The 20,793-nt window shown below is 38.1% G+C and carries 19 protein-coding genes; 8 read left to right on the top strand and 11 right to left on the bottom strand.

Features of this window, described 5'->3' with window-relative positions:
* Window positions 1-60: 60 nt before the first annotated feature.
* The 3 genes from C9J42_RS12780 to C9J42_RS12770 all read right to left on the bottom strand — a co-directional run bounded on the left by C9J42_RS12780 (window position 61) and on the right by C9J42_RS12770 (window position 3,309).
* Complete coding sequence (locus C9J42_RS12780; protein WP_107302052.1) at window positions 61-1,320, bottom strand: glycine betaine/L-proline ABC transporter ATP-binding protein; 1,260 nt, start codon at window positions 1,318-1,320, stop codon at window positions 61-63.
* Window positions 1,317-2,210, bottom strand: coding sequence for a proline/glycine betaine ABC transporter permease (locus C9J42_RS12775; protein ID WP_005364222.1), 894 nt, complete (start codon window positions 2,208-2,210; stop codon window positions 1,317-1,319). Before C9J42_RS12775 ends, C9J42_RS12780 begins: the two co-directional genes overlap by 4 nt.
* A 97-nt stretch (window positions 2,211-2,307) precedes the next feature.
* Window positions 2,308-3,309 (bottom strand): ABC transporter substrate-binding protein, encoded by a 1,002-nt coding sequence (locus C9J42_RS12770; RefSeq protein WP_107206987.1) that lies wholly within the window; start codon window positions 3,307-3,309, stop codon window positions 2,308-2,310.
* Window positions 3,310-3,633: 324 nt separating this feature from the next.
* Between C9J42_RS12770 and yidA the strand changes: the two genes are divergently transcribed.
* Window positions 3,634-4,443: a sugar-phosphatase gene (gene yidA, locus C9J42_RS12765; protein ID WP_107302051.1), complete on the top strand. Its 810-nt coding sequence runs from the start codon at window positions 3,634-3,636 to the stop codon at window positions 4,441-4,443.
* Window positions 4,444-4,506: 63 nt separating this feature from the next.
* Here the strand turns inward: yidA and C9J42_RS12760 are convergent, their stop codons facing one another.
* Entirely contained in the window at window positions 4,507-4,881 is a 375-nt protein-coding gene (locus tag C9J42_RS12760) for a YgiW/YdeI family stress tolerance OB fold protein (RefSeq protein ID WP_107206989.1), read from the bottom strand.
* A 200-nt stretch (window positions 4,882-5,081) separates the two neighbouring features.
* Window positions 5,082-5,681, bottom strand: a complete 600-nt coding sequence (locus tag C9J42_RS12755) for a TetR/AcrR family transcriptional regulator (RefSeq protein WP_107207113.1) — start codon at window positions 5,679-5,681, stop codon at window positions 5,082-5,084.
* Window positions 5,682-5,868: 187 nt separating this feature from the next.
* Between C9J42_RS12755 and C9J42_RS12750 the strand changes: the two genes are divergently transcribed.
* From C9J42_RS12750 to C9J42_RS12720, 7 genes are all read left to right on the top strand, one after another.
* Window positions 5,869-6,981 (top strand): efflux RND transporter periplasmic adaptor subunit, encoded by a 1,113-nt coding sequence (locus C9J42_RS12750; RefSeq protein WP_369917489.1) that lies wholly within the window; start codon window positions 5,869-5,871, stop codon window positions 6,979-6,981.
* Between the two features lie 4 nt (window positions 6,982-6,985).
* Window positions 6,986-10,030: an efflux RND transporter permease subunit gene (locus C9J42_RS12745; protein ID WP_107206990.1), complete on the top strand. Its 3,045-nt coding sequence runs from the start codon at window positions 6,986-6,988 to the stop codon at window positions 10,028-10,030.
* Between the two features lie 178 nt (window positions 10,031-10,208).
* A complete protein-coding gene (locus C9J42_RS12740; protein WP_107246885.1) occupies window positions 10,209-11,072 on the top strand; it encodes a phospholipase A in 864 nt (287 codons plus the stop codon).
* 172 nt (window positions 11,073-11,244) lie between these two features.
* Window positions 11,245-11,733, top strand: coding sequence for a TIGR00645 family protein (locus C9J42_RS12735; RefSeq protein WP_107206991.1), 489 nt, complete (start codon window positions 11,245-11,247; stop codon window positions 11,731-11,733).
* A 139-nt stretch (window positions 11,734-11,872) separates the two neighbouring features.
* A complete protein-coding gene (locus tag C9J42_RS12730) occupies window positions 11,873-12,217 on the top strand; it encodes a hypothetical protein (protein WP_107206992.1) in 345 nt (114 codons plus the stop codon).
* Window positions 12,218-12,328: 111 nt separating this feature from the next.
* The gene (locus C9J42_RS12725) at window positions 12,329-14,245 is read left to right on the top strand and encodes an ATP-dependent DNA helicase RecQ (protein WP_107246811.1); all 1,917 of its coding nucleotides are present in this window, start codon (window positions 12,329-12,331) and stop codon (window positions 14,243-14,245) included.
* A gap of 115 nt (window positions 14,246-14,360) precedes the next feature.
* Window positions 14,361-14,660 (top strand): DUF406 family protein, encoded by a 300-nt coding sequence (locus tag C9J42_RS12720; RefSeq protein WP_005364200.1) that lies wholly within the window; start codon window positions 14,361-14,363, stop codon window positions 14,658-14,660.
* A gap of 63 nt (window positions 14,661-14,723) precedes the next feature.
* On the opposite strand, the gene C9J42_RS12715 is transcribed toward C9J42_RS12720, so the two are convergent.
* The 6 genes from C9J42_RS12715 to C9J42_RS12690 all read right to left on the bottom strand — a co-directional run bounded on the left by C9J42_RS12715 (window position 14,724) and on the right by C9J42_RS12690 (window position 20,777).
* Entirely contained in the window at window positions 14,724-15,020 is a 297-nt protein-coding gene (locus C9J42_RS12715) for a DUF1496 domain-containing protein (RefSeq protein ID WP_233217733.1), read from the bottom strand.
* 97 nt (window positions 15,021-15,117) lie between these two features.
* On the bottom strand, window positions 15,118-15,522 hold the full coding sequence (locus C9J42_RS12710) for a DUF4332 domain-containing protein (RefSeq protein ID WP_107302050.1): 405 nt from the start codon (window positions 15,520-15,522) through the stop codon (window positions 15,118-15,120).
* Between the two features lie 110 nt (window positions 15,523-15,632).
* A complete protein-coding gene (locus C9J42_RS12705; protein ID WP_107246813.1) occupies window positions 15,633-17,042 on the bottom strand; it encodes an undecaprenyl-phosphate glucose phosphotransferase in 1,410 nt (469 codons plus the stop codon).
* A 211-nt stretch (window positions 17,043-17,253) separates the two neighbouring features.
* On the bottom strand, window positions 17,254-19,029 hold the full coding sequence (gene phaC / locus C9J42_RS12700; protein ID WP_107206997.1) for a class I poly(R)-hydroxyalkanoic acid synthase: 1,776 nt from the start codon (window positions 19,027-19,029) through the stop codon (window positions 17,254-17,256).
* A 121-nt stretch (window positions 19,030-19,150) separates the two neighbouring features.
* Entirely contained in the window at window positions 19,151-19,501 is a 351-nt protein-coding gene (locus tag C9J42_RS12695; protein ID WP_005364186.1) for a phasin family protein, read from the bottom strand.
* A 70-nt stretch (window positions 19,502-19,571) separates the two neighbouring features.
* Complete coding sequence (locus C9J42_RS12690; RefSeq protein ID WP_107206998.1) at window positions 19,572-20,777, bottom strand: acetyl-CoA C-acetyltransferase; 1,206 nt, start codon at window positions 20,775-20,777, stop codon at window positions 19,572-19,574.
* Between the last annotated feature and the right edge of the window lie 16 nt (window positions 20,778-20,793).

Here is a 20,793-nt window from a genome sequence, read left to right as displayed (position 1 = left end):
ATAAAAGCAATAACACACTGGTTATATTTTTATCGCCAATCAATGGTAAGAAAAGCTGACTTAAGCGACTTTAGATTCTACTTTTTTAATGACTTCAACATTTTTATCTGATGCCGCGTCATTTGCATGATCACTCAATACTTCAGCCAATGTTGAACGAGACAATCGCCCTGTTACCTGTCCATCAGCATCCACTACTGGCAGTGGATGATCACTATCTAAAGTCTCAGGGATCACGGTTTCAAGTAGCGCATCAGTTGAAACTGCTGGGACATCTTCGAGCATTGAAGCGTCTATTGCATTAGAATAATCAGATTCTTTTACGCTCTCTAATTTCTCTTGCGTGATGACCCCTTGATAACCTTGATTATCAACGTAATACGCGAAATCATCTTTTACTTTACGCATTTCAGCAACAGCTTCGCCAATCGTTTCAGAAGAGATACGAACAACTTGTGGCTTCATAACCGTTTCAACCGTCAGTGCACGAGCACGGTTAACGTCTTTCACAAACGCTTCGACATAGTCGTCAGCTGGGTTTAATAAAATATCAACAGGTTTACCCTGCTGCACTAATACCCCATCTCGTAAAATGGCAATACGATCACCTAACCGTAATGCTTCATCTAAATCGTGGGTAATAAAGACAATTGTTTTATGTAACTTTTCTTGTAACTCAATAAGCTGATCTTGCATTTCACTACGGATCAAAGGATCAAGTGCAGAGAATGCTTCATCCATTAATAAAATTTCAGCATCAGTACATAATGCGCGAGCTAAACCAACACGTTGTTGCTGACCACCAGAAAGATTTGCTGGGTAGCTATTTTCATATCCCGTCAAACCAACAGTCGCTAACCACTCTTTGGCTTTGGCTTGCCATGCGCTTTTACTCAGTCCCTGTACTTGTAACCCATAGCCAACATTTTGTAAAACCGTGCGATGCGGCATTAAACCAAAGCGTTGAAAAACCATCGACATTTTATGACGGCGAAAATCCTGAAGCTGCTTTTCATTGAGTGACATAACATCTGTCCCTTCAATTTCAATGACCCCTTCAGTTGGATCAATCAAGCGATTAAAGTGACGGATCAGGGTTGATTTACCAGAACCTGATAGGCCCATAATCACAAAAATTTCACCCGGGTAAATATCTAAGTTGATATCGCTTAATCCAACCGTATGACCGGTTTTCGCTAAAATGTCATCTTTAGATGCACCATCTTTCACTTGTTGAACAACTTTTTTTGCTTTTGGACCGAACACTTTATAGAGGTTTTTCACTCTAATGAGGGGATCCTGCTTTGATAATGAACTCATGATCGACCTCCTAAGTGTTGCTGTGTACGTTTAGCATAGCTTTGTGATATACGATCAAAAATAATTGCGAGCGCAACAATCGCTAAGCCGTTTAATAAACCTAAGGTGAAATACTGGTTGGTAATCGATTTTAATACCGGTTGACCTAACCCTTTCACACCAATCATTGAAGCAATAACAACCATCGCAAGTGCCATCATGATGGTTTGGTTTATCCCTGCCATAATATTAGGCATTGCCAGTGGAATCTGCACCCCAAATAAGCGCTGCATTGGGCTTGCGCCATAGGCTGTCGCTGCCTCAAGCACCTCTTCATCAACCAAACGAATACCAAGATTGGTTAAGCGGATCACTGGTGGGACAGAATAAATAACAACAGCGATTAAGCCTGGAATTTTACCAAGACCGAGTAACATAACAACGGGGATCAAATAAACAAAGGCAGGCATAGTTTGCATCACATCAAGTAGTGGTGTGACAACCCGCTGAACCTTCTCAGAACGTGCCATAGCAATACCTATTGGTATTCCGATCCCTATGGCAACCATCGTAGAAACTAAAATAATACTCATGGTTCGCATGGTATTATCCCACATACCAAACACACCGATGAAACCAAAAGACAACACGACACCAAGTGATAATTTCCACGATCGGCTTGCGACGAAAGCAATCGCTGCCAATACCGCAATCACTATCCACCAAGGAGTGGCGAGTAAAAGTTTTTCAAACCAGATAAGAAAAGAAAGAAGAGGATCGAAGAAGCCTTCGATTGTGTCGCCATATTCACGAGAAAAAGAACGATAAGCACCGTCCAACGTTTTTCGAATTTCAACTAGCTGAGCACGCTCAAGCTGCGGAAATTCAGTTAACCATGATTTATCTGACATAACTGTTATCCATACATACTACTTTTATTCCCCACTTACGCTATATCCTTAGCGAAGTGGCTACAGTGGTAGTTAGCTACCACTGTAGACGTACAGCTTACAAATCAGCTAAAGCACCACGTACTTTATCTGCAACTTCAGGAGAAACCCACTTCACCCAAATATCTTCGTGATTCGTTAGAATCTCTTCCATTACGGTTTCGCCATCAGCTTGGTTATCTTCCATCCACGCTAAAAGGCTATTCATTTGTGCATTAGTAAAAGAACGTTGACCTAGGTATTTCACCGCTTCAGGTGCACGTTTCGCAAACGAGGTGGTAATAACGGTATCGACTTCTGACGGTGGGTACATAGAAACTTTCGGATCAACACATTCAGGCTTGGTTAAACACTCTTTAAAGTACTTCGCATCAACGCCTGAGCCAAAGTCCACTTTTACCATTTTGTATTTACCTAACACCGCTGTCGGTGCCCAGTAATAACCAAACCATGCTTCACCACGCTCATAAGCTTTAGCAATTGAACCTGAAAGGCCTGCACCTGAACCTGGATCAATAAGATCAAACCCTGCATCTTCAAGTTTTAGTGCTTCGAATAGGTTACCAGCAGAAATCTGACAATTCCAACCCGCTGGACAATTATAAAATGCTGCTTTTTCAGGATCTTCTGGGTGAGTGAAAAGTTTGGCATTCTTCTTAATGCCCGCAATAGTCGCTAGGCTTGGATCTTTTTTCACCATGTATTCTGGAACCCAAAAGCCTTCTTCACCACCATCAGAAAAGCTCGTACCTGCATATTGGATACGCCCTTCTTCAACACCACGATCTAACGCGGCTTTCATCGAATTACTCCAAAATTCAGGTGCAATATCCGGTTCGCCCTTCTCAACCATTGATGTACCAGTCGGCATCGTATCGCCAGGAACAAGATCCGTTTCACAACCATACCCATGCTGTAAAATGAAACTGTCGACGTTGGCTAATAATGTTGCTGAGTTCCAATTCATATCTGCAATAGTGACTTTTCCACATTCACTTGCATGAACTTGAGATGCTGACATTGCTGATAGCAATACCGTCGCAGCCAGAAGCTTTCGCATAAATATTATCCTTATCATTTATATCGAATCGGTCAGCGCAAACGAGTAAAAAACAATTTTTCTGTGCGCTAATAACTACTCAAAAGGCAATTTATTGTGCCAATTTATTTAGTAGTCTAAACAAATTAAACTAAAAATACCAAGTTTATTAACAATAAATAATTATTTGGTAACAATTTTTAATAATACATTAATGCTTATTACATTCATAAACTTGTCAGCGATTAATGATCAAAAGAACGCTTATTAAACATTATTCTTATCGTTTTCGGCGCTCAATTTGCTTATGATGAAAACCGTTTTAATTCTGTAATGGGTAGAATGATGTATAAATTAGTTGCGCTTGATATGGACGGTACTCTTCTGAGTTCTGACGGTACGATTTCCCAAGAAAATAAAGCTGCAATTTCAGCCGCTCGCAAGCAAGGGGTATCAATTGTGTTAGCGTCAGGACGCCCTTTAGAAGGGATGACATGGGCACTAAACGAACTAGAAATGACAGGCAGTAATGACTTTGTTTTAAGTTACAATGCTTCACTCGTTCAACGCGTCTCTAATAAAGAGACTATTCGTAGCGAAACATTAACGGGTTTGGACGCTAAAAACATTGCTTCACTGGCTCATGAGCTTGGTGTTCATGTTCATGCATTTACTCGTCGTCAAGGCCTGATTACACCAGAAAATAACTATTACACTGATCATGAAGCAAAAATTAATGGTCTTGAAATTACTGTTGAAGACTTTGCAACACTAGAAAATGACGAAGAAGTGATGAAAGTAATGATAATCGATGAACCTGATCGCCTATCAGCCGCCATTGCTCAATTACCAAAAGCGTTTTATCAATCCTACACGATTGTACAAAGTGCTCCCTTTTTTCTTGAATTTATGAATCCAAATAGTAATAAAGGTGTAGGTGTTGAAGCGCTAGCAGAATACTTAGACATCAAACAAAGTGAAGTTATTTGTATGGGGGATGCCGGCAATGATCACCATATGATTGAGTATGCTGGTCTTGGTGTTGCAATGGGAAATGCAACAGAAGAAACGAAAGCTATCGCTAATTTTATTACTGACACTAACAATAATGCAGGTGTTGCCAAAGTTATTCAGCAGTTTATTTTAGATAAATAACAAAAAAATCGCTATTTCTAAATCAGAAATAGCGATTTATTCAAATTATTTTTGAGGAAATAATTAGTTAGCTAAAGCAACGGCTTTTACATCAATCGTACGCTCAGACCAATCTTTGTCTACTTCGCCACGGATCTTAAGTTTCGTTGATGGTGTTGCATTCACGCCGTTCCAATCATTATGATCGATTTCAACTTTGATTTCACCGGTATTGTCTTTAAACATGTAATCATCATTACCCAGTGAAGTTGTGATGTAACCTGTTAATTCAACAGCCGCGTCATCTTGTGCATTTTTAACTTGGCTAATTGTCTTAATAACAGGTGTTACTGAAGGACCAGTGAACCCACCGTGAGCAGGTTGTGCCGGTGCAGCGGTAGTTGCAGCAAACGCTGACGTTGAAAGAAGAAAAGCAGAAACAACTAATAATTTTTTCATCACGTTAATCCGATGTTATGAATATTATATTACGGTTGACAATAAGTGTTATTGCTAAAGCAAATATACACCACCATTCAATAACTACAAATAAGTATTTACTTTCCCAACCTATTTCTTAAAGGGATTATATCATGCTATATATCAAATAAACGTGAAGTAATATTGTAAATATCGAGATATCTTTTTTATGAAGAATATTACTTGGCAATAGCAAACGAATTCAAAAATACATCAACAACAGTATTAATATTTTCTTCTACTTGCATACCTTCACAAGGTGGCGCTAGCTCCATGACTTGAGGCCAGAAAAATAAGCCTTGGAATAAACTCATGTAGATATTTGTTAACAAAGCGACATCTTTATCAACAATTGCTTTTTCTTCAATAGCCAATTTAAACCAATCTGCAATTGCACTGGTGCTATACAAATCTTTCACTAAGTTTTTAGCTAATTCTGGCTGGCGAATAAATTCCATTACAATAATACGAGAAAGAGAAATACCATACGTATGGTACAAGATATCAACTTCACGACGTGTAATTTCAATTAACTGTGTTTTTAATGGCATTTGTGGATCAAAATGGTATTGCACATTTTCATTCACTGAGTCTTGAATGATCTTCAATACTGAAATAAATAGCGTTTCTTTACTATCAAAATGACGATATAAAGTCCGTTTTGATACTTCAGCAACCTGTGAAATTCTATCCATATTGGCAGCAATAAATCCATGTTCGATAAATTCTGCTTTTGCTGCCGCAATAATTGCTAAATGTTTACGTTCTGTTTGCTTCATTGATTCACTGCCTATTTTCACCACCTGTGATCCTAATCTAACATTTTGTCACAAAAAAGTACACTTAGTAGTTTACAAAATACCATTCCCCCATAAAATACACCCAAAAGTTTACTTGTTATATTTCCATACAAATAAACATGTTTTCTAATTTTTATACCGTCCCATACTGATAGCGGAGAATCCGGTGAAAACTCAATCAGCAATGTCTAAAATGGCATCATTCTCATTTAGTAAACTCGCAGTGAGTTTTTCAATCGTGCTTGTCGCACTGTCAGGTTGTGGCGATAAAGAACAACAAGAACAAGTTCAAGAACCCATCATTAGCCCTGCGCTTACTGAAATTGTAAAGCCCAAAGCAAATACTAATTTGAGCTTTAACGGTGTCATTCGTTCTGCGCAACGTGCCGATTTATCATTTCAAGTTACAGGTCGAGTAAACCATATCTTTGTTAACGAAGGTGACCGTGTGACTAAAGGTCAACTATTAGCAAAGCTTGATCCCAAAGATGCCCAAACTATTTTTGCCGCTGCACAACTTGAATTAACAGATGCAAGCAAAGCTTACCAACGTGGTAAAGCCATCTATGAAAGCAGCCAAGCGATTTCTAAAAGTGATTTAGATAAACTTATTGTCCGATATAACTTGGCACAAAACCGGGTAAAAGAAGCGAAAAACAAGCTAAATTACACCCAGTTAGTTGCACCATTTAGTGGTATCATTGGACGTAAATTAATTGATAATCACGTTCAAATTCAAGCTAATAATCCGGTATTAACATTACATAATATTGATGACTTAGAAGTGGTTATTAATATTACAGACAGTGTCATGCTTGCAGGAATGACATGTAATAAAGCTGTTGCAGAGTTAAATAATAATACAGATCAATTATTACCTTTGAGTTTGCGTACCTACTCAACCCAAGCCGATCCGATCACACAAACCTTCTCTGTTGTCCTTAGTATTAACGACGACAAAGGGTTAAATCTCTTACCGGGTATGCCCGTTAAAGTTTCTCCAAACCTAGCATTGTGTCCACAAGAAAACCGAAACCCAATTATTGTTCCACTGGCATCTGTCGTTCCAGATAACAAGAGCAAACAATTTGTATGGGTGGTGAATAAAGACAATTCAGTATCAAAACGCTACATCACAGTGGGTAGTGTCAACAAAAACTGTATTACCGTTCTTAATGGCCTAACAGTTGGTGAACGTATTGTCATCGCTGGTGTATCTAAGTTGAAGCCAGGTATGGAAGTACGCCCATACACTGATAACACAAAAAATGGAGCGTAAATAGATGGATATCGCTCGCTATACCATCGCCAAACGAACAAGTGTTTGGGTGATCATTGCACTGATCTTAATTGGCGGTTACATCAGTTACTTAAAGCTAGGTCGTTTTGAAGATCCTGAATTTGTGATCCGCCAAGCCGTCATTGTTACCCCTTATTCAGGTGCAACAGCACAAGAAGTTTCCGACGAAGTAACAGATGTCATTGAAGGTGCGGTGCAATCTTTACAGGAACTAAAAGAAGTTAAGTCTGTTTCCAAACAAGGAATGTCAGAAGTTACTGTTGAGATAAAACTTGAATTTTCAAAAGATCAGGCAGCGCTTCAACAAGTTTGGGATAAGCTACGTCGTAAAGTTGTTGATGCCCAACGTCTTCTTCCTCCTGGTGCTGGCCCATCAATCGTAAACGATGACTTCTCTGATGTTTATGCCCTATTTTTCGCTGTAACGGGAGAAGGCTTTACCGATAAGCAAATACAAGACTACGTTGATTCACTGCGTCGTGAACTTGTATTGGTACCTGGGGTTGCTAAAACGGCAACGTTGGCAGAACAACAAGAAGGTATTTTTGTTGAGATCACCAGTGAGCGCTTAGCTAATTACGGTTTATCAGTTGATAACGTTTTATCAGTATTACAAAAACAAAATATTGTTAATGTTGCAGGTAGTCTGACATCTAATGGTATGCGTTTACCTGTTATTCCAACACCTAACGTTAATTCATTTGAAGATTTACGTAACCTTCAAATTGGTATTGGTGATAACCATACTGTTTTACGTTTAAAAGACATTGCCGATGTTAGCCGAGGTTATCAAGAACCCACTAGCATGCTAATGCGCTTTAATGGTGAACGGGCGATTGGCTTTGGTATTTCCAATGTCACTGGTGGTAACGTGGTTGATATGGGTGATGCGGTTAAAGCGCGTATTGCTGAACTTGAAAACCAACGTCCACTGGGTATGGATCTTCATATTATCTCAATGCAATCAGACTCTGTTCGTGATTCGGTAACGAATTTTATAGATAACTTGATTGCTGCTGTGGTGATTGTTTTCATCGTTTTACTGCTATTTATGGGTATTCGATCTGGCGTGATTATTGGCTTTGTATTGCTTTTAACAGTGGCTGGTACTCTATGCATCATGTTAATTGATGACATCGCAATGCAACGAATTTCGTTAGGTGCGCTGATCATCGCATTAGGCATGTTAGTAGATAATGCCATTGTGGTAACTGACAGTATTCTGGTACGCCTCCAAAACAATGAAGATCGTAATGTCGTTATTCCAGAGGTTGTCAATGCAACTAAATGGCCGCTTTTAGGCGGTACTGTTGTGGGTATTTGTGCTTTCAGTGCGATTGGCTTATCACCGTCAGATATGGGTGAATATGCCGGTTCGCTATTTTGGGTGATCTTATACTCAATGTTACTTAGCTGGGTCTTTGCTGTTACCGTAACACCGTTACTGTGCCATCAGTTCTTAAAAGTTAAGATCAAACAACAAGATACTAAGCCAAGTAAAATTGTAGAAAGTTACAAAGCTTTATTAACTTGGGTTTTGTCACACCGAAAAATAACTGGGGCATTGCTACTGGCAACACTGGTTGGCGCTATTTGGGGAATGAAATTTGTACCACCTGGCTTTATGCCAGAATCACAACGTGCGCAATTTGTTGTTGATGTCTACCTTCCTCAGGGAACAGACATCACCAATACAGAAAAAACGATCGCTCGGATTGAACAAGATATTACCAATAAAGAAGGTATCGGGAATATCTCAAGTTTCATTGGTGGTGGTGGCTTACGCTTTATGCTTACTTATGCACCAGAAGCACGCAATCCAAGTTATGGTCAATTACTGATTGATATTGATGATTACCGTAACATAGCCCCATTACTTGTTGAGTTACAAACTGAGCTTGATAATAAATACCCAGAAGCCTCGATCAAAGTATGGAAATTCATGCTAGGTCGTGGGGGCGGTAAAAAAATTGAAGCCGGTTTCCAAGGCCCTGACAGTAGAGTCCTACGTGATCTTGCTGAACAAGCGAAGTCAATCATGCTGTCTGATCAAAACTTGATTGCCGTTCAAGATGATTGGCGTCAACAAGTACCAGTTATTAAACCTGTTTATTCAACAGAAAAAGCGCAACGTTATGGACTAACCAATCAGGAAATTAGCCAAGCAATTGCACAAACGCTATCAGGTCGAACGGTTGGTGTATATCGTGAAGGAAATGACTTAATTCCAATTGTTGTTCGTGCGCCAGAAAGTGAACGTACTCATGAACGTGCTATTGAAAACACAGAAGTCCATAGTCGTATGGTCAATGGACCAATCTCTGTTAGCCAATTAATCGAGTCTGTTAATGTCACGTGGGAAGATGCCATCTTACGTCGAATTAACCGTATACCAACCATTTTGGTTCAGGCAGATCCTGCACCAGGTGTACTGACGGCCGATGCATTTAATGAACTGCGTGGAAAAATCGAAGCTATCGAGTTACCACCAGGTTATAAATTGACATGGTACGGTGAATATAAAGCATCAAAAGACGCAAATGAAGGACTCGCGATTTCTGCACCTTATGGTTTTGCTGCGATGATTTTATCCGTGATATTTATGTTTAATGCATTAAAACAGCCATTGATTATTTGGCTAACAGCGCCATTAGCTATTATTGGCGTTACCATTGGTCTGGTTATTTTCCAAACACCTTTCGAGTTTATGGCTATTCTTGGCTTCCTTAGCTTAATTGGTATGATGGTTAAAAATGCGATTGTTCTGGTTGACCAAACAGATGTAGAAATAAAAGAAGGCAAAACACCTTATCAAGCGATTATTGACTCAGCCTTAAGTCGTGCACGCCCTGTTTTACTTGGTGCATTAACCACAATTTTAGGCGTTGCTCCTTTACTTATTGATCCTTTCTTCAAGAGTATGGCAGTAACAATCATGTTTGGTTTATTGTTTGCAACCATTTTAACTTTGGTGATTATTCCACTACTTTATGCAGTACTGTTTAAAGTGGAAATCGAATCACAATAGTAACCACATAGCCAGATATCTTATCCAAGGGACGTATTGTAATACGTCCCTTTTTCATACTTATTTTAATAAATAAACCCAACCAATTTATGATTTCATTAATATCTGTATACATAATATAAAAATTCTGTCTATGATAATAAGAATTTACTCTTAAATGACTGTGACGATAAAAATTATGACGCAATTTGTATGGCAACCAATTAGATACCCTCTACTTTTTTCTACCCTGCTAATTGGCTGTTCTTTTTTTTCTAGTAATGTTTTAGCTAAAGAAGTGGTTAATAACTCGTTAGATTACTCAAGCTCAAATAATCTATTGCTTCAGCAGTACAAAGACAATTACGTTCTACCTTTTTACTACACTCAAAAACCTAACTATCAAGAATACCAATCGATTATTCCTGAAGACGGTAAATTAAGTAAGTACAACGTTAACTTTCAGATCAGCCTAAAGTACCGTTTAGCATCTGGTGTTTTAAATAGAAACGACAAGCTCTATGTTACTTATACACAGCGTTCAAATTGGCAAGCGTACGCTTCTTCAGCCTATTTTAGGGACACTGAATATGAGCCATCTATTTTTTGGACCCTTCCTGAAAAAGCCGAAAATAATGCTTTGGGGTATGCTGGAACAACGGTTGGTCTCGTCCATGAATCTAATGGTAGAGGCGGCGAACAAGAAAGAAGCTGGAATCGTGCATTTGCTGATTTCACATTCGAACATAACAACTACACATTAAGTATCAAGCCATGGCTACGTCTCGACTTTGGTGCAAAAGATTACAATAAAGATATTACCAACTACATGGGATACGGACGCATCAGCATGAACTGGGCTGTTGATAATAATAATCTGATTTCATTAACCGTGCGTAACGCTTTAGAAAGTGGATTTTCACGTGGTTATGAGCGCATTACCTGGAGTTTTCCAATCTATAAGCGCCTACGTGGATATATGATGTTAGAAAGTGGTTACGGTATTTCGATCTCTGACTACAACCATTACGATAATGCAGGTGGTATTGGTTTTTCTTTTTAATCAGTAAAGAGGTTCTATCTGTAATCTTAAGATAGAGCCTTTTATTTACTTCAGGCATAAAATTTTCAGCAAAAAATGCTTTCATCGTGCATTCTAACTATTCACTTCTAGATTTTCGATCTAAAATCCCACTTTAGATTACCCTTCCCCCCCTTTTACGAGACACTTTGTGATGGAAAAACTATTTGAACGAATAATGTATGGGTCACGTTGGTTAATGGCACCTATCTACTTCGGTCTCAGCTTTGTGTTATTGGCACTTTCAGTGAAATTCTTTCAAGAGATATTTGATCTAATCCCAGTTATTATCACAATGAAAAGTATGGACTTAGTTCTGATTATTCTTTCACTTGTTGATATTGCTCTTGTTGGCGGACTCGTTGTTATGGTGATGTTTTCTGGCTATGAAAACTTCGTTTCACGCCTAGATCTCGATGATCATGACGACAAATTAGGCTGGTTAGGTAAACTTGATGCAAGCTCATTGAAAAACAAAGTATCAGCCTCTATTGTTGCAATATCTTCAATTCATTTATTAAAAATATTTATGAATATAGAAAATATTGATAACTCAAAATTAATATGGTACCTGCTCATTCATATTACCTTTGTATTATCTGCTTTTGCTATGGGATATCTTGATAAAATCACAAAACACTAAGTAAACAGCAACGCAAGGATGCGTTCACACGTTATCTACAAACGATTTATTTTTCCTTTTTCTCGAATAATTAGCAATAAACATCATATTGGAACACTATATGCATTTTCTTGTTATATCCCAATAACGAGAAAGACCAATGAAATTATACTTATTGTTTTTTGTGCTTCTTTCATCACCATCAGCGTATAGTTTTAATAATCATTCCCCTATTACTACCTTCGAAGCAAAAACAGCATTAACGTTTGATTCTTCAAACTGTAATACACTCCTCCAACTATCATTTTTCCATGCTGGCTTATGTGCAAACAAAGCGTTAAACAATTTTCAGCCACTTTCGTTAAAACCAACATCATCTCACTATCAAGAAGCAAATATCGCCATAAGTTTTGATTCTGATACACGTTTGTATATCACGTCGTATAGTGAGAATGATGCTTATGGTTTCCATTTACATATTCCTTTAAATATATTTAGTCGGTAGGAATACAACGATAATTATTTCGCAATTTTGTAACGTGATTTAATATCTCATTCCCCTTATGACATCAACATACGGTATGATGCTATCAATTAAGACAATTGAGTATTCAGCATGTATCATCAAACACTTAAAAAATATTTTGGTTTTGATTCTCTTAGAACAGGTCAGGAAGAAGTCATTACTCGTGTTCTTGATGGCCATTCTGCAGCCGCTATTTTTCCTACTGGCTCGGGTAAATCACTGTGTTACCAACTCCCAGCAATTGAATTACCACACTTAACATTGGTGATCTCACCACTCTTAGCATTAATGAAAGATCAGTTGGATTTCCTTGCATCAAAAGGTATTCCCGCAGCATCTATCGACTCAAGCCAAACTTGGCAACAGACTCAGCAAGTTATGCAAAATATTCGCCAAGGCGAAATTAAAGTATTAATGATCTCTGTTGAGCGATTGAAAAATGAGCGCTTTAGACATTTTATCAGTCAAGTCCCTATCTCATTACTCGTCGTTGATGAAGCTCACTGTATTTCGGAGTGGGGGCACAATTTCAGACCCGATTACCTGAAATTACCTTATTACCAACAGTCTTTAAATATTCCACAAGTATTACTACTAACAGCCACGGCGACGCCAGCTGTTATTAATGATATGCAAGATAAATTCAATATTGCAAAAGATGATATCGTCGTAACAGGTTTCTATCGCAAGAATCTTGATCTCTCTATTTTGGCAGCCCAAGATGATGAAAAATTGGATGTACTACAGCAACAATTGATAGCACAACCCAATACACCATCTATTGTTTACGTCACTTTACAGCATACTGCAGAAGAGATTGCGGCAACTCTCACAAGTAATCATATTCCCGCTCAAGCTTACCATGCAGGTATGGATGCCGATCGCCGCCAGCATATACAACAACAGTTTATGGCAGGAGAAATCAATTGCATTGTTGCCACCATCGCCTTTGGCATGGGGATCGACAAATCTGATATTCGCCAAGTGATACACTTCGATCTACCAAAATCAATTGAAAACTATAGTCAGGAAATAGGTCGTGCTGGTCGTGATGGTGAAAACTCAACCTGCACAGTCATTGCAAATAAATCAGGTCTAAATGTGCTACAAAATTTCATTTATGGAGATACGCCTGATCGCAGTTCGATAGCAACCGTATTACATGAAATCAAAGCACAATCACAACAGTGGGAAGTAATGAATAATCGGCTATCAAAAGATGCCAATATTCGATTATTGCCTTTAAAAACACTATTGGTCTATTTAGAGATTCGCCAGATCATTGAGCCTCAATATACTTATTTTGCTGATTACCGTTACAAGCTCAACATTAGCCAGCATGAAATTTTATCGCATTTTAATAATGAGCGTCGCCAGTTCGTCGAAGCAATTTTTGCTTGTTCAACAAAAGCAAGAGTATGGAATACACTAGATATGGACGCATTATGGCAAGGCTATAATGCAGATAGAAAACGTGTTGTTGCTGCGATTGACTATTTTAATGAAAAAGGTTGGATCACTTTAGAAAGTAAACAAATGACTGACGTATATGCTATCAAAAATCATCACTTTGATATCGGTGTTGAGAGTGAGGCACTGTATCAACTTTTCCAACAAAAAGAGCATAGTGAAATAAAACGTATCAATAGTATGATTGATTTTTTTGAAAGCAAAACCTGTTTAAGTTATCAATTAGCGCGTTATTTTGCTGATCATCATGCTCCGGAACATTGTAACCATTGCTCTGTTTGTCGAGGAAAAAGTATCACATTGCCACCATTACCGACACTACCAGAGGTTTCCGATCACGTTTTAACCCAATGGTGCGATCAATTCATCAATGCATGTGATATAGCACCATCTGTTGCTGCTATTACACGATTTTTAAATGGTATGACAACACCATTGACCACCAAGATAAAAGCCAAGCAATTTGATGGTTTTGGTCAACTTGAAGCGTACCCATTTGAGCAAACTTTTGCTCACATCACACGCTTATATGGCTAATCTATGTTAATTTTTTATCAATTTAGATATATGAAACTCACTTTTCATTATTAATGAATAGCGATCTACATCACAACGTTCTAGAATAGCCCCTTAACCGATGGGGATTAAAGTTATGACTATTGAAAAAGAAGAATACCAAGTTTGTGAAGCATGTGGTGTATCAGGTGAACTCGGTTTTATCATCAAAGAAAACGATGATACTGCAGACGTTCAAATCTTTGCTCAAGGTAAAGATGCACTAGAAGTAGAATTAGCAAACTACCTTGCACTAGCAAAAGAAGTGAATGCTAACTACAAAGTTGAAACAACCCCAGTAGATGAAAATAGCACTGAATTAACAGCGCGTATTCAATTCGAATGCAGTGCTGAGAAGCTAATTTTCGAACTTCGTAGCCGCTCTCTAGCTAAGTAATTATTGTTCTTTCGCTTAAGCCAGCAATGATTATCAATATAGATAATCATTGCTGGCTTTCTTTTATTTTACTGGTACTAAGTTTTTCCACATTAAGCGACCGTTTAATTCCACTTCATTTTCAACAGCACACTGAAGTTTATAACCATCGATATCAATAATCGCGCCCAATGAATAAGCTTTATCCTCATAGAAGCATAAACGCTGATTGGTTACTTGCCCATCAAGATTAAACTCAATACTTGGCTCTATTTTTGACGTATCTGCAACACTGTAGTTTTTCGCCTGTGTCGGTAGGCTTAAGAGCATCATTACTAAGCAACTTATTACGAAACAATTAATAGAACGCCCGTTCATCATCCCAAACTCCATTCAAATCCTTTATTTCTATAGGCGACTATATATTTCAAATAATAAAAAAGCAGCCAAAATGGCTGCTTTCTAATTAGATAAAATATTAATATTCAATTGCTCGAGGCAATTCCTTCGCTTGTGCAATCCAATCTTGAACACTTTTCAATGCCGGTAATTGACGAACTAGTGCCTTTTCTTCATTCACTTCTAGCATTTTTTCATGTAAATTTTCTGCATTACGCTGCGCAAGTTCTGGAACCGTATCAACACCAGAAAACTCTAATAAATCAGCGTATTGAGTGCTAATACCTTTAACACGAGATAAATCAGCTCGGTTAATCCACTTTAATACTAATTTACTACTAATGCCCGTTGCTTCAGCAATAGCTTTTCGGCCTGCAGGTTTCTGACCTTTATCTAATAATTGCTCCATCGTATGGACATCTGCCGCTTCTAATTTAGCCGCATATACTTCACCGATACCTTCAATAGTTGCTAGTTTAGTCATTACCCGCTCCAAATATTAAATAAAGCCCGTCGTTACAACATAATAGACAACAGAAAATTAAAAAACTCAAAAAATGCAAAAAATAATTTCAATCCAGTAATGGAGGTTAATTAATATGCCGTTTCGCTGACAAAGCCTTTAAAAATGGTTAAGAAAATAATCTTTAAATCTAAGACTAAGCTCCAATTCTGCATATAACGAATATCATATTGAATTCGTTTTTCCATCTTATCAAGCGTGTCCGTTTCACCACGATAACCACTTATTTGTGCAAGCCCCGTGATGCCAGGTTTGATTTTATGACGAATCATATAGTTATCGACAAGAATTCGATATTCTTCATTGTGTGCGACAGCGTGAGGACGCGGACCTACAATCGACATGGTGCCTTGCAATACATTAATAAACTGTGGCAATTCATCTAGTGATGTTCGACGAATAAACGCACCGAATTTAGTCACTCGTGGATCATTTTTAGTTGCTTGTTTCACCACATGGTTATTTTCCATTACTTTCATGGAACGGAATTTCCACACTTTAATTTTGTTACCACGAAGACCATAACGATCTTGCTTAAATAAAATAGGACCAGGCGAACTCAATTTAACACCGATAGCAACAGCGATAAGTACAGGTGAGATAAGAAGCGTAATCACACTACCAATAATCAAATCTTCCAGACGCTTAATGTAATCACCAATACCTTCAAAAGGACTCGCAAAAACACTCAATGTCTCCACATTACCCACACGACAAATTTGAGAAGCATTCAAATTATAAGTAAAGAGATCAGGTACCACAAAAGTATCAACCGTTGTATCTGATAACTGATGTAAGAAGAAATGTATACGTTCTTTGGCAACCATAGGCAAAGCGACATACACATCATCAATTTCGCCTTTTTTTGCAAAGGAAATAAGCTTGTTAACTTTCCCTTTACACTGAGATTTCGTTAAATAACTAAAGCGTTCTTCACCACGATCATCATAATAACTAATTTCAAAATTCGTATTTTTGTATTTCTCTAATAATGCTTTCTCTATTGCTAAACCCGCTGTTGTCATTCCTAGAATAGCAATACGATGTGTTTTTTTATGGCGACCAATGTATTTAGTTACATAATAAACAGCAACACGCGAACTCCAAATAATCAGAAACGATAATAAAAACCACGAAAGTCCTATATTTCCAATAAAGCCCCGTACATTGACATGATCAATGAAAGCGAAGAAAAACGTTATCGATAAAACACAGAACTCAACAAGTAAAAAGTTACCTAATAAGCGCAAAGTCATTCGTCGATAGTTAGCACGATTTTCTTTGTCATAAAAACCAACGTAGTGGCCACAACCGACGAAAGTAACGCTGATAAAAATACCGTATAATAAATCAAACGGTGATGGTTCTTGGGCAAAAAATGCATAGACAAGAGTAAGAGAGAAATTTATAACTAAAAAATCAAAAAAATTAATTATAAATGAATAACCATCATCGGCTACTTCAAGAGTTTTTCTATTCATTAACACGCCCGTTTTATTTCCAATAGGAAAATTCTACATTCTGACAATTATTTTTATTTTTGTTCAGATATCAACATCGTAAATCGTTAAATAATACATGAATCACAACTAGTATATACATTTTATCTAAAATGGCTGATTTAAAATATCATATTTATGTCAAAAAAAAAGCTCAGCATTTATAATGCTGAGCCTTATTCATTCAGAGGAGTTATTTAAGTGGCAGTGTTTCTTTCACATAATCTCCAGGCGCTGTATAAAGTGCTTTATAATTATCACTTCCAATTTCGCGTGCCGGCACTTTTTCTTTCTTATTAAAATCCCCTAACCAAGTATCCCAATGCGTCCACCAAGAGCCATCTTGACGTTTAGCATTATCTAACCAAGATTCTGGGTTTTCTTCTTGCTTATCACTTAGCCAAAAACCATATTTATTCTTTTTAGGATGATTTACAATCCCAGCAATATGACCAGACTCTCCTAGTACAAATGTCGACTTCCCACTTAATTTCTGAGCGCCTCTGTATGTACCTTGCCATAAAGCGATATGATCTTCTTGAGTAGAAATAAAGTATGTTGGTACTTTGATTTTAGATAAATCAATAAAAACACCACCAATTTTTATTCCTTTATTATCGACTAACTTATTATTTAAATAAAACTCGCGTAAAATAGTACTATGACATGCAGCTGTAACATTCGTACTATCACCGTTCCAATAAAGTAAATCGAAGTCTATTGGGCTATTACCTTTTAAGTAATTATTGACATAATAATTCCAATAAAGGCTATTTTCACGCAATAAACTAAACGTCACACTCAAAGAGCGGCCGTCCATATAACCATTTACATCGTTCTGTGCTTCAATTGCTGATACTAATGGATCATTAACATAAGCACCAATTTCACCCGGTTGTGAAAAATCGAGTAATGTTGTGAAGAATGTTGCTGATTTAATACGATTACGCATGCGTTTTGCTGCGTAATACGCCAGAGTAGTAGCTAATAATGTACCACCAATACAGTAACCCGCTGCATTGATTTGTTTTTCGCCAGTGATATCTTCAATAGCGTCAACGGCAGGGATAACACCGTCTAGTACATAGTTTTCAAAATCCACCTCCCTTTGTGGTGTACCTGGATTTCTCCAAGACATCATAAAGACAGTATGACCTTGCTCTACAAGCCAACGAACCATTGAGTTATTTTCACGTAAATCAAGGATATAATATTTATTGATAAACGGAGGAACAATTAACAATGGTGTACTATTAACATTTTCAGTTAATGGCTTATATTGAATAAGTTCAAATAACTCATTCTTAAATACGACGTCACCATCAGTATTTGCAATATTGACACCCAGTTGGAATGCGTCGCGATTAGTCATGCGAATTTTCAGAACATCCGCACTGCTCTGCATGTCTTCTTGCAGTAACTCCATCCCTTTAATTAAGTTTTCACCATTAGTTTCAACGGTCAACTTAGCCAGTTCTGGGTTTGTAGTAACAAAGTTTGTTGGCGACATCGCATTGATTGCTTGGCGTGAAAAAAAGCCTAAACGCTCTTTTGCCTTCTCATCAACACCTTCAATAGAATCAATCGCTTCACGCATTGAGTCGCTAAAAAGCAAATAAGATTGCTTAATATAATTGTAAAACGCTTCATTTTCCCACGCAGGATCGCTAAAACGTTTATCATCTTTTGCTGGCTTAATTAGAGATTGTCCACCATCAGTTGATGGCATCGCGATGTTCTGCCAGATTTTTACTTGTTTTTCCCACCAATCCATTTGGACTTGAGCAAGTGCTGCTGGCTGTGATGCTGCTTTTTCAAAAAACTCTGCAGTATCTTCCAAATTAATATCATTCAGCGCTTTATTTAATGGGGTGTTCATGGCTGCCTTGCCGGAGTCTAACTCCTTCCACCATAGCTGGTTCATATCTTGGAGCTTGGCAAAGTAGTCCGAAAAGAAGTGATTGTTCATAACAAAAACCCTGTACTTGGACTAATTCAATTACACTAAGGAACAGTTGACTCAGCATAATTGAGATAAGCTGTAACAAAAAAGTCGCCCTCATATAAATGAGAGCGACTAGAAATAAACCTTAAGCTACTGGCGTTGCTTTTTTAACATTGTCAGCAACAAGCTCTTCTACTTCTGTTTTGAATGATTGAGCAACAGCGTTGAACTTGTTGCTATCATCAATAAGCTGCTTAGAAAGCTTAGTCAACGTTTCAAGTTGTTGGCTATTGAACGCAGTTAGAGATTGGATATCTTTTACTTCGCTAACAGCTTTAAGCTGAGACAGACCTAAATCACTGTATGCGCGAACAGCAGCAAGTTGAAGTTCAGTTAGTTCTTCAACATTCTTAGTGAATAGTTTGTTGAACTTAACGTATGGTGCTAGAGATTTCTCAGTTTGTTCAGAGAACGACTTAAACATTTCCGTATACATAGATCTTTCCTCATTGATAGTAATAAAGCACTGCATGTATCCTCATACAGCGCCGATATTTAGATAAAAATTAAACGCGTTTTAGAATGACCGCTGTACCCATACCACCACCTACACATAAGGTCGCAATACCGTACTTATCTTCGCGGCGGCGCATTTCATGTAATAAGCTCACTAAAATACGATTACCTGATGCACCTAATGGGTGACCTAGAGCGATGGCTCCGCCATTGACGTTTGCACGTTCAACGAGATCTTCAACTTTTGAATTCGTTTCTTTTGCTACTTCATAAAGCACACCCAGCGCTTGGCCAGCAAAAGCCTCGTTAAACTCTAAACGCTCAATTTTATCAATTGATAGTTGTGCTTTATCTAATGCTTTAAGTACTGCTGGCACAGGCCCTAAGCCCATGATTTCAGGAGCAATACCTGCTTGGGCATAACTTTCAATTTCAGCAAGTGGCGTAAGGTTATATTTATTTACTGCCGCTTCTGAAACAACAATAATTGCACTACCGCCATCATTAATACCTGATGCGTTACCTGCAGTAACAGAACCATCACGTTTAAATGCAGGACGTAGTTTTGCCAGACCTTCGATTGAAGCATCTTGTTTCGGGTACTCATCGGTATCAACAATAACCGTTGCACGACGACCTACTACTTCTACAGGTGTAATTTCATCAACAAACTTGCCTTGCTCAATAGCAGCAACGGCTTTTTGTTGGCTCGCTAGTGCGAAATTATCTTGCTGTTCACGTGTTAAGCCTACTTTCTCAACAACATTCTCAGCGGTTACACCCATGTGGTAATTATTAAAGGCATCCGTTAAACCGTCAGCAATTAATAAATCGCTAAGTTCCAGATTACCCATTTTTTGCCCATCACGAATTTTCGATGATGCACAAAATGGAATTTGAGACATGTTTTCTGCGCCTGCAGCAACCACGATATCAGCATCACCTGCTTTGATGTGGGCGGCAGCATCCATTACCGCTTTCATACCACTACCACACACCATGTTTAATGTGTATGCAGGTACTTCATTAGGAATGCCCGCTTTTAAAGCTGCTTGTCGACCCGGTCCCATACCTTGACCAGCACCAACGACATTTCCGAAAATCACTTCATCAATCGCTTCTACTGGTACTGATGTTTCTGCTAACGCGCCTTTGATTGCGGCTGCGCCAAGTTCTGCTGCTGTTACTGATTTTAGTGCGCCGCTAAAACTACCGATTGGTGTACGTTTTGCAGCAACAATAAATACCCTAGCCATATTAATTCGCGTCCTT

The sequence above is a fragment of the Photobacterium sp. GB-56 genome (assembly GCF_003026105.1).
Lineage (GTDB): Bacteria > Pseudomonadota > Gammaproteobacteria > Enterobacterales > Vibrionaceae > Photobacterium.
Note: the sequence above shows the minus strand (reverse complement) of the source record. Positions and strands in the feature narration are given on the sequence as shown.

Bases quoted from the DNA above. Each gene is read 5' to 3' on its own strand.
- C9J42_RS12780 (WP_107302052.1), bottom strand. From the start codon at position 1,320: ATGAGTTCATTATCAAAGCAGGATCCCCTCATTAGAGTGAAAAACCTC.
- C9J42_RS12775 (WP_005364222.1), bottom strand. From the start codon at position 2,210: ATGTCAGATAAATCATGGTTAACTGAATTTCCGCAGCTTGAGCGTGCT.
- C9J42_RS12770 (WP_107206987.1), bottom strand. From the start codon at position 3,309: ATGCGAAAGCTTCTGGCTGCGACGGTATTGCTATCAGCAATGTCAGCA.
- yidA (WP_107302051.1), top strand. From the start codon at position 3,634: ATGTATAAATTAGTTGCGCTTGATATGGACGGTACTCTTCTGAGTTCT.
- C9J42_RS12760 (WP_107206989.1), bottom strand. From the start codon at position 4,881: ATGAAAAAATTATTAGTTGTTTCTGCTTTTCTTCTTTCAACGTCAGCG.
- C9J42_RS12755 (WP_107207113.1), bottom strand. From the start codon at position 5,681: ATGAAGCAAACAGAACGTAAACATTTAGCAATTATTGCGGCAGCAAAA.
- C9J42_RS12745 (WP_107206990.1), top strand. From the start codon at position 6,986: ATGGATATCGCTCGCTATACCATCGCCAAACGAACAAGTGTTTGGGTG.
- C9J42_RS12740 (WP_107246885.1), top strand. From the start codon at position 10,209: ATGACGCAATTTGTATGGCAACCAATTAGATACCCTCTACTTTTTTCT.
- C9J42_RS12735 (WP_107206991.1), top strand. From the start codon at position 11,245: ATGGAAAAACTATTTGAACGAATAATGTATGGGTCACGTTGGTTAATG.
- C9J42_RS12730 (WP_107206992.1), top strand. From the start codon at position 11,873: ATGAAATTATACTTATTGTTTTTTGTGCTTCTTTCATCACCATCAGCG.
- C9J42_RS12725 (WP_107246811.1), top strand. From the start codon at position 12,329: ATGTATCATCAAACACTTAAAAAATATTTTGGTTTTGATTCTCTTAGA.
- C9J42_RS12720 (WP_005364200.1), top strand. From the start codon at position 14,361: ATGACTATTGAAAAAGAAGAATACCAAGTTTGTGAAGCATGTGGTGTA.
- C9J42_RS12715 (WP_233217733.1), bottom strand. From the start codon at position 15,020: ATGATGAACGGGCGTTCTATTAATTGTTTCGTAATAAGTTGCTTAGTA.
- C9J42_RS12710 (WP_107302050.1), bottom strand. From the start codon at position 15,522: ATGACTAAACTAGCAACTATTGAAGGTATCGGTGAAGTATATGCGGCT.
- C9J42_RS12705 (WP_107246813.1), bottom strand. From the start codon at position 17,042: ATGAATAGAAAAACTCTTGAAGTAGCCGATGATGGTTATTCATTTATA.
- phaC (WP_107206997.1), bottom strand. From the start codon at position 19,029: ATGAACAATCACTTCTTTTCGGACTACTTTGCCAAGCTCCAAGATATG.
- C9J42_RS12695 (WP_005364186.1), bottom strand. From the start codon at position 19,501: ATGTATACGGAAATGTTTAAGTCGTTCTCTGAACAAACTGAGAAATCT.
- C9J42_RS12690 (WP_107206998.1), bottom strand. From the start codon at position 20,777: ATGGCTAGGGTATTTATTGTTGCTGCAAAACGTACACCAATCGGTAGT.